Below are 16,640 nucleotides of genomic sequence, written 5' to 3' on the forward strand. Positions count from 1 at the left end.
CCGTTCGTGACCATCACCTTGCGCACCGACCATGGAGAGAACGATGAAAACGAAGGCAATCGTGACCGGACACAGCCGCGGGCTCGGCGAGGCGATCGCTGCCGCACTGCTCGACAAACAGGTCGACGTGCTCGGCCTGTCGCGGCGCGCATCGACGCATCTGGCGCCAAGCGACGGGGCGAAGCTGACGCAGGTCGCGCTCGACCTCGGCGATGTGGGCGCGCTGACCGACCGGTCGCTTTCCGACCGGATCGAAGCGTTCTGCGCTGGCGCCGACCGCGTGATCCTCGTCAACAATGCCGGCATGGTGAAGCCGATCGGCCCGGTCGGGACCGGCGGCGCAGCAGACATCGCCAAGGCGGTGACGCTGAACGTGACCGGCCCGCTGGTGCTGGCCGATCTCTTCCAGGCGGTCGCGGCGCCGGTGAAGGATCGCCGGCTCCTGCACATCTCGTCCGGCGCAGGGCGGCGAGGCATGGCGGGTTGGAGCGTCTATTGCGCGACCAAGGCCGCCCTCGACAACCATGCCCGCGCAATCAAGGAGGATGCGGTTCCCGGCCTTCGCGTCGCCAGCCTCGCGCCCGGCGTTATCGACACCGACATGCAGGCCGACATTCGCGGCTCCAGCGTCGAGCAGTTCCCGGCCATCGACCAGTTCAAGGCGATGAAGGCCGACGGCGTCCTCGCCTCGCCCACCGAGGCGGGAGCGAAGATCGCAGCCTATCTGTTGTCGGATGCTTTCGGCGCCGAGACCCTCACCGACCTGCGGACGCTTTGAGCCGCACCTGCGCGCGCTGCCTGTTGCGCGCCGCGACGGCGATCATGACACCCAGATAGAGGAAGATGCCGCAGATCGTCGTCTCGTGCAGGAACGGATTGTGGAGCGAACCGTAGGACAGAAGCGCTGCCAGGAAATAGAAGGCGTTTCGTTTCGCAGCCATGTCGCCGACATGCCGGTAGACATAGCCGAGCCCGGCGACCAGCAGGCCGGAAAGGATGAACAGCCCCGGCAGGCCATGCGTCAGCGCCTCGTCGAGGAACATGTTGTGCGCGTGCTTGAACTCGCGCAGCACGTCGTGCATCGCGGGGGCGTGATGGATGATGTGCGCCATCCGGTCCTCCCCGTAACCCAAGAAGGGCCGCTCCGCGATCGAGACCACCGCGCCCTCCCACAGGGCAAGACGGATGTCGCCCGTCGCGCTGTTCCATTCGACGTCTTGGCCGGTGTAGTGGAGGATGACGGGCGTGAAGACCCGTTCGATCAGATCGTGGACCGGGCCGGCGGACAAGAGGCCCGCGCTTAGAACCACGCCCGCGACTGCCCCCAATATCTGCGACCCTCGCGGCTTCGTCCGCAGCCAGACCAGATATTCGACGACCAGGACGAGCGGGACGATCACCAGCAATGCGCGGGTTTCGGAAAAGAAGATCGGAACCGCTCCGATCAGGGCGTAGACGATCGAATTCGGTGCCCAGCGCGGCGGATTCCTGACGGGAAGGACTGCAGCGATCATGCAGATTGCGGCAACCATCGCGAATGGCGCGGGGTTGCCGCCAAGACCGACGCGGCTTTCGCCGAGCAGATGGAAACTCAGTGCGGCGATGGTCGCGGCCACCACGCCCACCCGGCTACCAACGACGAAGAATCGCAAAGGGTCGCGGACCAGGACGAGCCCGTTGGCGATGAACGCCAGACTGCCGATCAGGAGGGAATAGCTCATCTGCTGGTTGTTCATGACGGGATCGCCGCGCACGAATACGAGCACAAGCGACCAGACGAGATAGGCAAGAGCGAGACCGGTGAACCACGGCGCGAGCGCACGGGCGCGGCGATGATTGATGGCGACCAGATAGATGCCGACCGCTGCGAAGAACACCGTCACGAAGGGCGTGACGCCATGGCGTAGCGGCATCGCCGCACCGCCGACCGCCGTCAGCCAGGAGTCCCAGCGTCTGCGCTGCAGGAAATGTCGCGTGGTCCATTTCATCGCGACGATCCCGTCGCAGCGCCACGCAAGGCGAACGCCATACGGCGAACGTACTCGTTGGCGCGGAACAAAAGCGTGCCGCCTCGACGGTAGAACGGATATTTGATGAGCCCCCCCTGGCCCACGATGGTGCTCGCCTCGCCGGGCTGCAGACCGATTGCCCGACGGTCGGTCGTGTAGAACCGGATCGCGCCCTTCCAGCCACGCTCCAGCGCGACGTCGAAAGGCAGCATCATCGGCAGCAGATTGTCGAGGAGCCGCCGCGCGCCCTCTCGCGTCACGGCGTAGGCCGCCGAACTGCCCGACGGCCCGTGCAGGCAGCGCCCGATTACCCATCCGTCCTGAAGATGGCGATGGGGGAGGAAGCCGCGATATCGGAAATTGAACAGCTTGACGACATCCCAGCCGGATGTGGCCGCGAGAGTGGTCATCAGTGGCAATGTATCATCGGTGAAGGCGATGTCGTCTTCGCAGATCAGGCCGATCTCGCGTCCATCGGCCAGGAACGCCTCGAGCGCCTTGATGTGGCTGAGATAGCAGCCGAGTTCCCCCGGCACGAGGGTGCGGCCGTTGACGCGCTCGAACCGCGCCACGTCGACGCCCGGATGGTTTTCGGCGGAAATCGCGCGGCCTTCGACGGCGGCCACCCGGTTGACGGGAAACGCATAGACGTCCGCACTCGCCTTCACGGCGGCGAGGCGCGCGGGCGACCGATCGAGGTTGATCACATAGACCTGGAAGGCGTTGGCAGACATCGAACCTGCGAAAATCGGCACTCGGCAAAACCGATGCGCACGCGTTTCGCGGCGACCGGCAGCGTGCCCTAGCCCCAATATCCCCGGACGTCAAACAGTCGTCGGTCGCGCAGCGCCTTCCAGTTCGCGCTCCAGCCTGTCGAGCACGCGCTGGATTTCTTCGGGGCGGATGCAGTCGCTTTCCATCAGACGGAGCGACCAGAACCCCTCGATCGCCAGGAATGCGATCGTCGACAGTTCGAAATCGGCCGAGCGCTCGCGCAGCCGTTCCATCACCTGCTTTTGATAGCGGCGCACCGGATCGATGAATTCGGGGTTCTCCGCGATGGCCGCCAGCACGCCGGATGCCGGCTCCGGCCGATCGATCATCTCCTGGCGACAGTAGCGCAGATAGGCCAGCGCCATGGCGTTGCGGCCTTTTGGGCCGGCTTCGACGCTCTGCGCAAGCGCCGCTTCGGCGCGTTCGATATGCATTTCGACCAGCGCTTCCAGCAATTTGGCCTTGGTTGGAAAATTGTAGAGCAGGCCGCCTTTCGACAGGCCTGCCCTTGCGGCAACGGCGTCGAGCGATATGTTGCCGGGACCTTGCTCGCGCGCCAGCGCCTCCGCCGCCTCGAGGATGCGCTGTCGGGAGCTGGGTCGGCCAACTGGAAGCTTCAATTCGTCACGCGCTGCCTTTGCAGATTAGCAAATGTTGACAATACCGTCCGGACGGTACAGTAATGCGCCGCACAATTGCAAGTCCTCCACGCATCATAGCGCATTTGAGCGCCATCCAGCTTCGTCACGGGCCCACCGATGATCAAACGTTTTCTCATTGCCATCGTCTTCGTCGCAATCGTCGTCGGCGGCATCGTCGGCTTCAACATGTTCCGCGATCAGGCGATCCAGGATTTCTTCGCTAACCGGCAGGCGCCCGCCTTCCCGGTCGATTCGGTCGTTGCCGAGCCAGCCGACTGGCAACCCGGCATCGAGGCGATCGGAACGGTCTATGCGGCGCGCGGCATCGATCTCGCCGTCGAAGCGACCGGCGTCGTCCGCGAGATCAACTTCCGCGCCAATGACGAGGTCAACGAGGCCATGCTGCTGGTCCAGATCGACGACACGATCGAGCGTGCGGAGATCGCCGCCGCCCAGACGCAGGTCGATGTGAGCACGCAGGCACTCACGCGCGCGCAGACCCTTTCGGATCGCGGGGTCAGCTCCGCCTCGACCGTGCAGGAGGCCGAGGCTGCCGCCGCGTCCGCCCGCGCCCAGATCGAGCGGCTGCAAGCGGTGCTCAGCCAGAAGGCGCTCGAAGCGCCGTTCTCCGGCACGATCGGCCTGCCGCGCGTCGAGGTGGGACAATACATCGCCGCCGGCACGACGGTCGCCACCTTGCAGGCGCTGGATACGCTGCGGGTCGACTTCACCGTTCCCGAGCAGCAGCTTGGACGCCTCTCGATCGGCCAGACCGTCAACATCGCGACGGAAGCCGGCGGCGCCGTCTCGTCCGGCACCATTACGGGCATCGAACCGCGCATCGACCCGCAGACGCGGCTCGTCAGCGTGCGCGCCGAGGTCGATAACCAGGAAGGTGCGCTCAATCCCGGCCAGTTCGTGCGGGTTCGCGTGGAGATGCCGGTCGAAAGCGACGTCATCGCCCTGCCGCAAACCGCCGTGACGACCAGCCTCTACGGCGATTTCGTCTATGTCGTGAGTGCGCCGGAAGAGGCGCAGGAGCCCGCGGAAGGCGAGGCCGAGCGCTTCGTCGCCCGCCAGGTCTTCGTCCAGACCGGACGACGCAACGGACAGCTCGTCGAGGTGACCTATGGCGTCAGTGCGGGCGACCGTGTCGTCGTCGCCGGCCAGAACCGCCTGTCGAACGGCGCGCCGGTGACGCTCAGCCCATCCGCCGACGCCCCGGATGGCGCAGACGCTTCCGTCGAAGCTGCGGAGAGCGACCAGTGAACATTTCCGAACTCTTCACGCGCCGCCCGGTCCTGTCGACGGTCCTCGGCGCACTCATCCTGCTCCTGGGTTTCCAGGGCCTCTTCAACCTCTCGATCCGGGAATATCCCGAGGTCGAAGAGACGGTCATCACCATCAACACCGTCTATCCGGGCGCGAGCGCGGAGCTCATCCAGGGCTTCGTGACGGCGCCGATCGCCTCGGCGGTCTCGACGACAGAGGACATCGACTACGTCACTTCGGCCAGCCGCCCCTCGTCGAGCACGGTGACGGTCCAGATGCAGCTCGGCGCCGATCCCGACGTGGCGCTGACCGAGGTCATGTCCAAGGTCCAGCAGGTGCGCGGGCAGTTGCCGTCGGACTCCGAAGACCCGGTCATCGTCAAGGGAACGGGCCAGCAATTCGCCATCATGTATCTCGCCTTCCAGAACGAGAACATGACGGCCGAGCAGCTCACCGAGTATCTGGAGCGCGTCATCCGGCCGCGCATGTCGACCATCGAGGGCGTCGCCGAGGTGCAGATCCTCGGTGCGGCGAACTATGCGATGCGCGTGTGGATCGACCCGATCCGGCTCGCCAGCCGCGGCGTGACGGCATCGGAAGTTCTGCAGGCAATCAATGCCTCCAACTTCCTGTCGGCCCCCGGCCAAACCCGCAACGAATATGTCGCCTATTCGATCACGCTCGAATCGACGCTGCAGACGCCCGAGGCCTTCGGCGCCCTGCCCCTGCGCTCGGACGGCGACGAGGTCGTGCGGCTGCGTGACGTCGCAAATGTCGAGCTTGCAGCCGAGAACACCGACACGGTCGTCAACTTCAACGGCAATCCGGGCACGTTCATCGGCATCTTCCCGACGCCGTCGGCCAACCCGCTCGACACCGCAGATGCCGTCAACGCGGAACTGCCGGCGATCCAGGCGACGCTGCCGGACGGGATGAATGTCTCGCTCGTCTACAACGCGACCGACACGATCCGGGCCTCCATCGACGAGGTGTTCGTCACCATCGCGGAAGCGGTCGCGATCGTGGTCGTGGTCATCCTTCTGTTCCTGGGCTCGTTCCGCTCCGTGCTCATGCCGGTGGCGACGATCCCGCTGTCGCTGATCGGCGTCTGCTTTTTCCTCCTGATGATGGGTTATTCCATCAATCTGCTCTCGCTTCTGGCCATGGTGCTCGCCATCGGCCTCGTGGTCGACGACGCGATCATCGTGGTGGAAAACATCCACCGGCATATCGAGGAAGGTCTTTCCCCGATGGCGGCGTCCATCAAGGGCATGCAGGAAATCTCGCTCGCCATCGTGGCCATGACGCTGACGCTCGTCGCCGTCTTCATGCCGCTCGGCTTTACCGGCGGCCTGACCGGGGCGCTCTTCCGCGAGTTCGCCTTCACGCTTGCCGGCGCGGTCGTCATTTCGGGCATCGTCGCTTTGACCATCACGCCGATGATGTCGGCGCGGCTCTTGAAATCGGGCGGGCACAGCCGCTTCCAGATGTTCGTCGACCGCACCTTCGACCGCCTGTCGAACTGGTATGGCCGCATGGTTTCGGGCTCGCTGAACTATCGCCCGGTGACGCTCTTCATCTCGGCCGCGCTGGTGGCCGTGACCGCCTTCATGTTCTTCAACACGTCGAGCGAGCTCGCGCCCGAAGAGGATTCGGGAGCGCTTTTCTCGCTCGTCACCGCACCGCGCTATGCGACGACGCCCTATACCTCCGGCTATGCGGGACAGATCGAGGCCGCGACCACCGACCTCGAGGAAGTGCGCTCGCGCTTTTCTATCGTCGGGCTCGGAGGTCAGACCAATTCGGGCTTCGTGGTCTGGGCTCTGAAGGATTGGGCCGAACGCGACCGGAGCCAGGCCGAAATCCAGCAGGACATCCAGGCCCGGATCGGCACGGTAGACGGCGTCGAGGCGCTCGTCTTCGCGCCGCCCTCGCTGCCGGGTGCCGGCGGCGGCCTGCCGATCTCGCTCATCGTCCAGTCGACCGGCGATCCGAGCCAGGTCTACGAAGTCGCAGACCAGATCCGGCGCGAGGCGGAGGCGACGGGACAGTTCATCGTCGTCCAGAATTCGCTCGCCTTCGACGCGCCGCAGGTGACGATCACCATCGACCGCGAACGCGCCGCCGCGCTCAACGTGCCCGTCAGCGATGTCGGCACGACGCTCGGCGCGCTGGTCGGCGGCGGGGCCGTGGCGCAGTTCGACCGCGAGTCGAACAGCTACGACGTCATCACCCAGGTGCCGCAGCAATATCGCGACAACCCGGAAAGACTGGGCGAGTTCTTCATCCGCGCGACCACCGGCGAGATGATCCCGCTTTCCTCGGTCGTGACCATCTCGACCAATGCCGCGCCAGCCGCGATCGAGCAGTTCAACCAGTTGAACTCGGCCACGATCTCGGCGCTGCCGCTGCCCGGCATCACGACGGGTGCCGGTCTGCAGACGATCACCGAAATTGCGCAGGCGGCGCTGCCGGATTCGTTCTTCATCGAATATTCCGGCCAGTCGCGGCTCGAGGTCCAGCAGGGCAACACGATCCTGATCGCCTTCTCGCTGGCAATCGTGGTGATCTACCTCCTGCTCGCTGCGCAGTTCGAAAGCTTCCGCGACCCGTTCATCATCCTGATGTCGGTTCCACTGTCGATCTTCGGCGCGATCCTGCCGCTCAATCTGGGGCTGGGGACGCTGAACATCTACACGCAGGTGGGTCTCATCACGCTGATCGGCATCATCACCAAGCACGGCATCCTTCTGGTCGAGTTCGCCAACCAGAAGCGTGACGAGGGCATGTCGATCCGGGAGGCGATCGTCTATTCGGCGACGGTGCGCCTGCGGCCGATCCTGATGACGACCGCCGCGCTGGCGCTCGCCGTCATTCCGCTGATGATTGCGGCCGGCGCGGGTGCAGCGGCCCGCCAGGCGATGGGTCTCGTGATCTTCTCGGGCCTATTGATCGGCACGTTCTTCACGCTGTTCGTGGTGCCGATGTTCTATACGCTCATCACCTCGAAGGAGCGTTCCGAGGCGACGCGCAAGCCTGTCGCGAACATTTCGCCACAGCCGGCGGAATAGCAATTCCGGCTTCCGGCGTCCAAATGAAGGGGCGGCTCGCGATCGCGGGCCGCCCTTGGCATTTTCGGCCCACGGCCTTATGTCGCGCCGATACGAATTGTGTAGCGGCCTCCCCCTTACCTTCGTGAAACCAATCGCGTTTGAATCGGTTTAGCGTCCGCCTGACATGCGTCGGGCGTTCGACAGCGCTTAGACGGATTCTTTTTGAGCATGAACATCCAGACCGATCCGGCCCGCATCCGCGACGCCGCTCCGCTCCTGCCTGCTGCAGTCGATACGCCCATTCGCTTCGCCCCCGGAAAAGACCTGACCCTGCACGCGCTGGGCTACGACCTCGCGGCCGGGCGCTTCGAGGCCGAGTTCGACCTTTTCGAGCTTGATCTGCGCCAGCGGGCCAACGAGAACGCCGACACGATCCTCGCGGTCGTGACCTATCTGGGAACGGCGCAACAGAACGGCGAACCGGTCACGCCGGCAGCGAACTGGCTGCTCGACAACCACTATCTCGTCGAGGACACCATCCTCCAGGTCCGCCGCGACCTGCCGCCGCGCTTCTTCAAGAAGCTGCCGCTGACGACGCTGCCGGACGGCCGGCAGGTGCCGCGCGCACTGGTCCTAGCCTGGACCTACGTGGCGCAATGCGACAGCGCGATCTCGGTCGCCGGTTTCGAGACCATGGTGGCGGCCTTCCAGGAGGTCGATCCGCTGTCGATCGGCGAATTGTGGGCACTGCCCTCGCTGCTGCGCTTCGTGCTGGTGGAGAACCTGCGCCGGCTCGCGGTCCGCGTGAAGCGCGCGCACGAGATGCGCGCGGTGGCCAACAAGGTCGCCGACGAGGCGCTGGCGCAGCGCTCCGTGGAGGAAGAGCTGCGGGTTCTGGCCGCCTACGACGCCCATGCGCGCGACACGACCTTCGCCACCCAGCTACTGTTCCGCCTGCGCGACGGCACGCAATATGCCGCGAGCGCGCTCGGCTGGCTCGAGACCGAGCTCGAGCGCTTCGACCTCGATGCCGAGGAAGTCGCGCGGCGCGAGCATGCCACCTTGTCGGCGGGCAACGTCACAACCGGCAACATCATCAAGGGCCTGCGGCTCGTCGACGACACGGACTGGACCGTGTGGTTCGAGGAGTTGAGCCATGTCGACCGGACATTGCGCGCGCATACCGACTTCGCCGAACTCGACTTCCAGTCGCGCGACCAGTACCGGCGCGCGATCGAGGAACTGGCCGGCGGGACGGAGCTTTCCGAGCGCGATGTGACCGAGCGCGCGATCGCCATGGCCGCAGACCGCGCCATCGCGATCGGCCAGCAGACCTGTCCCGATATCGGGATTTTCGTCGTTGGTCCGCGTCGGCCGGAATTCGAGCAGGCGATCGGCTATGCGCCGAAATGGCCGAGCCGGGTCCGCCGCTTCTACAAGCGCACCGGATGGATGGGGATCGTGCTTCCGGCCGCGCTGTTGACGGGGCTCCTGCTCATCGCCGTCGGCTTCACGCTCGAAGGCATCGGCCTGTCGACATTCGCGGTGACGCTGCTTCTGGCGCTGTTCCTCCTGCCGGCGAGCGAGGCGGCGCTCGGCCTTTTCAACACCGTTGCCTCGCTGCTCGTCGAGCCGACCCGGCTGATCGGCTACGAATACAAGGACGGCGTGCCCGCCCATGCGCGCACGCTGGTCGCGCTGCCGATCCTGATCGGATCGCGCGACGACGTGGAGGACGCACTCCACAATCTCGAGGTGCACTATCTCGCCAACATGCAGGGCGAACTCGACTTCGCCATCCTCTCGGACTGGCGCGACAGCCAGTCGGAGCAGACCGTCGAGGACATGGAAATCCTCGAACACGCCCGCAAGCGTGTCGCGGCGCTGAACGCACGCTATCCGCGAGAGGATCGACCGCGCTTTCACGTCCTCCACCGCCGCCGGCTGTACAACGAGGCCGAAGGCGCCTGGATGGGGTGGGAACGCAAGCGCGGCAAGCTGCACGAGCTCAACGCGCTCCTGCGCGGCGACCTCGACACGACCTTCATCGCACCGACGACGCCGCTGCCGGCGAACGTGCAATATGTGCTGACGCTCGATGCCGACACGCGCATGACGCGCGACGCGGTCGCCAAGCTCGTCGGCAAGATGTCGCATCCGCTGAACCGACCGGTCATCGACGCCAGGACAGGCCGCATCCTCACCGGTTACGGCATCCTCCAGCCGCGCGTGACACCGTCGCTGACGACGGGCAACGAGGCGTCGTTCTTCCAGCGCATCTTCTCGGCCAATCGCGGCATGGACCCCTACGTCTTCGCCGTCTCGGACGTCTATCAGGACCTGTTCGATTCCGGCACCTTCACCGGCAAGGGGCTCTACCACATCGACGCGATGGAGGCCGCGCTCAAGGACCGGATTCCCGAGAACGCCGTCCTCAGCCACGACCTTCTCGAAGGCGCATGGGCGCGCTGCGCGCTCGTGACCGACGTCGAACTGATCGAGGACTATCCGACCCGCTATTCGGTCGACGCCTCGCGCAACCATCGCTGGATCAGGGGCGACTGGCAGCTTCTGCCGTTCATCCTCGATCCGCGCTCGGAAATTCCGGGCCTGTCGCGCTGGAAGATGATCGACAATCTGCGCCGCTCGCTGACGCCGATCTCCTGGGTGCTGGCCTCGATCGCCGGCTGGACGCTGCTGCCCTTCGCCTATGCCGCGCAATGGCAGGCGCTTTTGATCCTGAGCCTCGTCCTCGCACTGACCTATTCGATCGTCGACGCGCTCATGCCGCGCAATTCCGAGGCGACATTGCGCAGCCATTTCTCGGCGCTGGCGCGCGAATTCGCATTCGCGACCGCGCAGGTCGTTCTCAAGGTCCTGCTCATCGCGCATCAGGCATGGGCGTCTGCGGACGCGATCGTCCGCACGCTCACCCGGGTCTTCTTCACCCGTCGCAAGCTGCTCGAATGGCGGACGGCCTCCGATGCGGCGCGCGGCGGGGAGACGCTGCCGACCTACCACGCCATGATGATCGGCTCGCTCGTGATCGCGCTGGTCGGCTTTTCGGTCGCGGTCATCGGCGAGCGGACCGGCGTCATCGTGGCCGGCATCTTCCTACTTTTCTGGGCCGGCGCTCCCAGCTTCGCCTGGCTGATCAGCCGCTCGGCGGAGACGGAGGACCAACTCGTCGTCGATCCGGCCGATGCCGCCAAGCTGCGCACTGCCGCCCGACGGACCTGGCTCTATTACGAGACCTTCGTTACGGCCGAGCACAATTTTCTGCCGCCGGACAATTTCCAGGAGACCCCCTCCCCGGTCGTCGCACCGCGCACCTCGCCCACGAATATCGGCATCTATCTCCTGTCGATCGTCTCAGCCCGCGATTTCGGCTGGATCAGCCTGGCGGATGCCGTGCGGCAGATGGAAAGCACGATCTCGACGATCGAGCGCATGGAGCGTCACCGCGGACATCTTTACAACTGGTACGACACGCAAACGCTGAAGCCGCTCCTGCCGCTCTACGTCTCGTCGGTCGACAGCGGCAATCTGGCCGGGCACCTCGTCACCGTGGCGGCGACCTGCAACATCTGGGCGCAGGCGCCCGCCGCGCATCTCCAGGGCGACTACACCGGCATCCTCGACTGCGTGACGATCCTCGAGGAAAGCCTCGACGAACTGCCGGACGACCGCCGTCCGCTCCGGCCGCTTCGCCAGCGCCTGCGCGAGCGCGTGGACGGCATGCGCCGCGCGGTCGAGACGATCCGCAGCGAGCCCGAAACGGCCGCGATCCGTACCATCAATCTCGCGGTCCTCGCCGCCGACATCCGCAAGCTGGCGCGATCCATCGACGAGGAAATCGGTTCGCGCGCCAGCGAGACGCTGGCGCTCTGGGCGAACAAACTCGAAGCGACCTGCCAGTCCCACATCGCGGATTCCCACATCGAGGACGCGCATGTGACAGCCCTGCGCCGCGACCTGATCGCGCTGCGCGACCGGGCACGCCAGTTCGCCTTCGAGATGGAATTCTCCTTCCTGATGCGCGCCGACCGCAAGCTGCTCTCCATCGGCTATCGCGTCGACCAACGCCAGCTCGACGAGGCCTGCTACGATCTGCTGGCCTCCGAAGCGCGACTGACGAGCCTCTTCGCCATCGCCAAGGGCGATTTGCCGACGGACCACTGGATGCGGCTCGGCCGTCCGGTGACGCTCGTCGGCTTTTCCGGCGCGCTCGTCTCCTGGTCGGGGTCGATGTTCGAGTATCTGATGCCCCCGCTGGTGATGAAGGAGCCGCTCGGCGGCATCCTGAACCAGACCAACAATCTCATCATCGCCCGCCAGATCCGCTATGCGCGCTCGAAGGGCATTCCGTGGGGTATTTCGGAAAGCGCCTACAATGCGCGCGACCGCGAGATGACCTACCAGTACACGAATTTCGGCGTGCCCGGCCTCGGCCTCAAGCGCGGCCTCGCGCAGAACACCGTCATCGCGCCCTATGCGACGCTGCTCGCCGCGCAGTTCAAGCCGCGCGAGGCGGTGCTGAACCTCGCCGAGCTAGAGGCGATCGGCGGACGTGGCCGCTACGGCTATTACGACGCCATCGACTTCACCCCGACGCGCGTGCCGACGGGCGCCGCCTGCGCCGTCGTACGCAACTACATGGCCCACCACACCGGCATGTCGATCGTCGCGATCGCCAACGTCGTCTTCGAAGGTCGCATGCGCGACCGCTTTCATTCCGACGCGGTGATCGAGGCGGCAGAGCTGCTGCTGCAGGAAAAGGCGCCGCGCGACGTGCCGGCCACCAAGGCCCGCGCGGAAGCTGGCGACCGCACGACGGCGGAAGAGGTCGAGACGAGCTCGGACATCCGCGTCGTCGCCGACCCGGTCCACGCGTTGCCGGCCACCAGCCTGATGTCGAACGGCTATTACATCGTCATGCTCACGGCCAAGGGCACCGGCTACAGCCGTTGCGGCGATATCGCGGTCACGCGCTGGTCGGGCGACCCGGTCGAGGACCGTTCCGGCACCTTCATCTTCGTCTCGGACCCGGCGACGGGCGCATGGTGGTCGGCGACCGGCGACCCGAAGGCCGCAGAGAACGAGCGGACCGAAGCGATCTTCAGCGACGACAAGGCGACGTTCATGAAGCGCGTCGGCCCGATCACGACCAAGGTCGAGGCGATCGTCACCTCCGAGGCGAATGGCGAGGCGCGGCGGATCACCATCTCCAACAATGGCGACGCTGACCAGCATCTCGAGATCACCTCCTATGGCGAACTCGCGCTGGCGCCGGAAGCGAGCGACCAGGCGCATCCGGCCTTCTCCAAGATGTTCGTCAAGACGACCATCGCCAACGAAGGCAGCCTGATCCTGGCGCGGCGCAACAAACGCGCGCCGGGCGAGGCGGACGTCGCCTTCGCGCATTTCGTCACCGCCGGCGCCGGCATCTCGCGCGAGGCGCGCGCCCAGACCGACCGGCGCGAATTCCTCGGGCGCGGCCGCTCGATCGTCGACCCCGCCGCCTTCGACCGCAATGCGGCGTTCGAGGGCAAGGACGGGTTCACGCTCGACCCGATCCTGTCGATCCGCTGCAAGGTGCGCGTGCCGGCCGGCAAGGAGGTCTCGCTGACTTTCTGGACCGTCGTGACCGCGACCGAGGACGATGCGCGCGCCGCCGCGACCCGCTTCGACAATCCCGAATCCTTCGAACGGCAGGCAATGCTCGCCTGGACGCGCTCGCAGGTGCAGACGCGCCATGTCGGCCTCTCGCTTGCCGACGCCGCCGGCGTCCAGAAGCTCGCGCGCTATCTCCTCTATCCCGACCCGGCGCTGCGTGCGCCGTCGGAATCGATCATCGAGGGTCTCGGCTCGCAATCCGCGCTCTGGCCGACCAGCATCTCCGGGGATTTTCCGATCTTCGCGCTGCGCATCGCCGACGTCGCCGATCTGGAGATCGTCGCCTCCGCGCTTCGCATGCAGGAGTATCTGCGCACGCACGGCCTCGTCGCCGATCTGGTCATCGTCAACGAGCAGGCCTCGTCCTATGTGCAGGATCTGCAGCAGGCGATCGAGCAGTTGTGCGACAACAGCCGCATGCGCGGGCGCGAACTCGGGCCGCGCCAGCACATCTTCGCCGTGCGCCGCGACCTGATGGACGACCGCACCTACAAGACGCTGCTCGCGGTGGCGCGCGTGGTGCTCCACACGCGCAACGGCACGATCTTCGACCAGATCGACCGTGCCGAGGCGATCGCGCATCAGGAACTCGGCCAACGCCGGGCGCTTGCGCCCGCGCAAGCGGCGAAGCCCGTCGTACGGCTGGCACCGGTGGCCGCTGCCGACGGAACCGGCCTTGCGATGTGGAACGGCTATGGCGGCTTTGCCGACGATGGGCGCACCTATGTCGTGCGGCTCGATGGGCGCAGCCACACGCCGCAGCCTTGGATCAACGTGATCGCGAACGAGAATTTCGGCTTCCACGTTTCGGCCGAGGGCGCCGCCTTCACCTGGAGCCGCAACAGCCGCGACTTCCAGATCACGCCGTGGACGAACGATCCGGTGACCAACCGGCCGGGCGAAGGCCTCTATATCGTCGACCGGGATACGAACGAGGCCTTCTCGCCGATCGCCGCCGTGCTCCGCGATCCCTCTCTGATCTACGAAGCGCGGCATGGCCAGGGTTCCTCGACCTTTGCCGTCGAGCGCGGCCGGATCGCGGCCGAGCTGACGCAGATCGTCGATCCCGCGGACCCAATCCGCATTTCGCGGCTCAGGCTTTCCAACACTGGCGACATGCCGAAGCGCCTGCGCGTCTATGCCTATGTCGAATGGGTGATGGGCGTGAACCGCACCCGAAGCAGCGCGACCACGGTGCCGGGGCATGACGCAACGGTCGACATGGTGACGGCGACGAACCCCTATCATCTCGACTATGGCGACCGCGTCGCGTTTCTCGCCGGTGACCGAACGGTTCAGTCCTTCACCTGCGACCGGGCCGAGTTTCTTGGCCTGCGCGGCTCGTCGGAGCGGCCGGCGGCAGTCGTATCGGCAGCCTCCCTGTCCCGGACGGCCGAGGCCGGACGCGACATCTGCGGCGCCGTCGCCTTCGACATCGACATCGGCGCGGGCGCCGAGGAGATGCTGACGCTCTATCTCGGCGATGCGGGCTCGCTCGCCGAGGCGCGCAATCTCGTGCAGCATCACCGCCAGCAATCCTTCGACGCGCGCCTGACGCGCAACGTCGAAAGCTGGCGCGATTTCGCCGATGCGCTGCAGGTCGAAACACCCGATCCGGCCTTCGATGCACTGGTCAACACGTGGCTGCCCTATCAGGCCTTCGCCTGCCGCATCCGCGCCCGCGCGGCCTTCTACCAGGCGAGTGGCGCCTATGGGTTCCGCGACCAGTTGCAGGACACGCTGGCGCTTCTCCTTCACGACCCGTCACTCGCCCGCGCGCAGATCCTGAACGCCGCCGGGCGCCAGTTCCGCGAAGGCGACGTGCAGCATTGGTGGCTGCCGCGCTCGGGCGCCGGCGTTCGCACCATGATCTCGGACGACGTGGTTTGGCTGGCGCATGGTACGCATCGCTATGTGACCGTGACCGGCGATGCGGCCGTTCTCGACGAAACACTGCCCTTCCTCGAAGGCGAGATGTTGCAGGAAGGCCAGCACGATGCCTTCTTCACGCCGCAGCCCTCGAAGGAAAGCGCGTCGCTCTACGAACATTGCGCGCGCGCGCTCGACCTTGCCGTCAGGCGCACCGGGCCGCATGGCCTGCCGCTGATCCTCGGCGGCGACTGGAACGACGGCATGAACCGCGTCGGCGAAGCGGGCCGCGGCGAAAGCGTCTGGCTCGGCTGGTTCCTGGCCGCCACGCTGCGCGACTTCTCCGTCATCGCCGACGAACGCGGCGACGCCAGGCGCGCCGAGGCATGGCGCCGCCATCTCGACCAGCTCAAGATCGCGATCGAGGATGCCGGATGGGACGGCGAATGGTATCGCCGCGGCTATTTCGACGACGGCTCGCCGCTCGGCTCCAGCCAGTCCGACGAATGCCGGATCGATTCGCTCGCCCAGTCCTGGGCGGTGCTGTCGGGCTTCGGCCCGAAGGACCGCGCGAGCCAGGCGATGACGAGCGCGCAGGACTGGCTGCTCGACGAGGAGCACGATCTGATCCGTCTTTTCACCCCTCCCTTCGAGAACACGCCGAAGGAGCCTGGCTACATCAAGGGCTATCCGCCGGGCGTGCGCGAGAATGGCGGGCAGTACACACATGCCGCCACGTGGTTCGTCCTTGCCCTTGCGGCACTCGGTCGCAGCGACGACGCCTACCACGCCTTTTCCGTGATCAACCCGGTCAACCATTCGCGTGATCGGGCTGCGGCCGACGCCTATCGCGTCGAGCCGTACGTCGTGGCCGCCGATGTCTATTCGGAAGCGGACCGCGCCGGACGGGGCGGCTGGACGTGGTATACAGGGTCGGCAGGGTGGCTCTATCGGGCCGCGGTCGAAGGGATTCTCGGCATCGAGCGGATCGGCGACACGATCTCCATCGATCCGCGCCTTCCCTCCAACTGGCCGGGATTCCACGCGAAAATGCGTTTCGGCCAGGCCGAGTATCGAATTTCGATCGTGCGCGGTACGGCGAAATCGATTGTTCTTGACGGAACGCAGGTGCAGCAAATAAAGCTTGCCGATCAGGGCCATCACGAGGTCGTCGTTACCGTCGCAAACGGTGAATTGGGCTAGTCATCAGGCGCCGCATTGGTACCGCATTTGCGGCGCACGCTCCCAATTGATCAAACATTTCCGATTGTTAAAGCATCACGGAAAGTAACGACCGTTCGCTCTTCTTGTAGCGAAATTCGAAACCCGTCCCCCACATACCCGAT

Annotated in this window: 7 protein-coding genes; 4 read left to right on the plus strand and 3 right to left on the minus strand. The window is 65.8% G+C overall.

The annotated features are described in order from the left end of the window. The first annotated feature begins 43 nt into the window (after positions 1-43). Positions 44-778, plus strand: coding sequence for an SDR family oxidoreductase (locus ALII_RS0107135; protein WP_201767711.1), 735 nt, complete (start codon positions 44-46; stop codon positions 776-778). Here ALII_RS0107135 and ALII_RS0107140 read toward each other — a convergent pair. The 3 genes from ALII_RS0107140 to ALII_RS0107150 form a co-directional block, all read right to left on the minus strand. Then, positions 756-1,988: an O-antigen ligase family protein gene (locus ALII_RS0107140; protein WP_024586635.1), complete on the minus strand. Its 1,233-nt coding sequence runs from the start codon at positions 1,986-1,988 to the stop codon at positions 756-758. The genes ALII_RS0107135 and ALII_RS0107140 overlap by 23 nt on opposite strands. Further along, positions 1,985-2,743, minus strand: a complete 759-nt coding sequence (locus tag ALII_RS0107145; RefSeq protein WP_024586636.1) for a glycosyltransferase family 25 protein — start codon at positions 2,741-2,743, stop codon at positions 1,985-1,987. The genes ALII_RS0107140 and ALII_RS0107145 overlap by 4 nt, the downstream gene beginning before the upstream one ends. Before the next feature lie 90 nt (positions 2,744-2,833). Further along, positions 2,834-3,403 (minus strand): TetR/AcrR family transcriptional regulator, encoded by a 570-nt coding sequence (locus tag ALII_RS0107150; protein ID WP_024586637.1) that lies wholly within the window; start codon positions 3,401-3,403, stop codon positions 2,834-2,836. Positions 3,404-3,541: 138 nt separating this feature from the next. Here ALII_RS0107150 and ALII_RS0107155 point away from each other — a divergent pair, with 138 nt between their 5' ends. The 3 genes from ALII_RS0107155 to ALII_RS0107165 all read left to right on the plus strand — a co-directional run bounded on the left by ALII_RS0107155 (position 3,542) and on the right by ALII_RS0107165 (position 16,497). After that, positions 3,542-4,693 carry an efflux RND transporter periplasmic adaptor subunit gene (locus tag ALII_RS0107155; RefSeq protein WP_024586638.1) on the plus strand — a complete coding sequence of 384 codons (1,152 nt, stop codon included), beginning with the start codon at positions 3,542-3,544 and terminating at the stop codon, positions 4,691-4,693. Further along, complete coding sequence (locus tag ALII_RS0107160; protein WP_024586639.1) at positions 4,690-7,767, plus strand: efflux RND transporter permease subunit; 3,078 nt, start codon at positions 4,690-4,692, stop codon at positions 7,765-7,767. Before ALII_RS0107155 ends, ALII_RS0107160 begins: the two co-directional genes overlap by 4 nt. Positions 7,768-7,977: 210 nt before the next feature. Continuing rightward, positions 7,978-16,497, plus strand: a complete 8,520-nt coding sequence (locus ALII_RS0107165; protein ID WP_024586640.1) for a glucoamylase family protein — start codon at positions 7,978-7,980, stop codon at positions 16,495-16,497. Positions 16,498-16,640: the final 143 nt, after the last annotated feature.

This window comes from Aliihoeflea sp. 2WW (assembly GCF_000497755.1).
Lineage (GTDB): Bacteria > Pseudomonadota > Alphaproteobacteria > Rhizobiales > Rhizobiaceae > Aliihoeflea.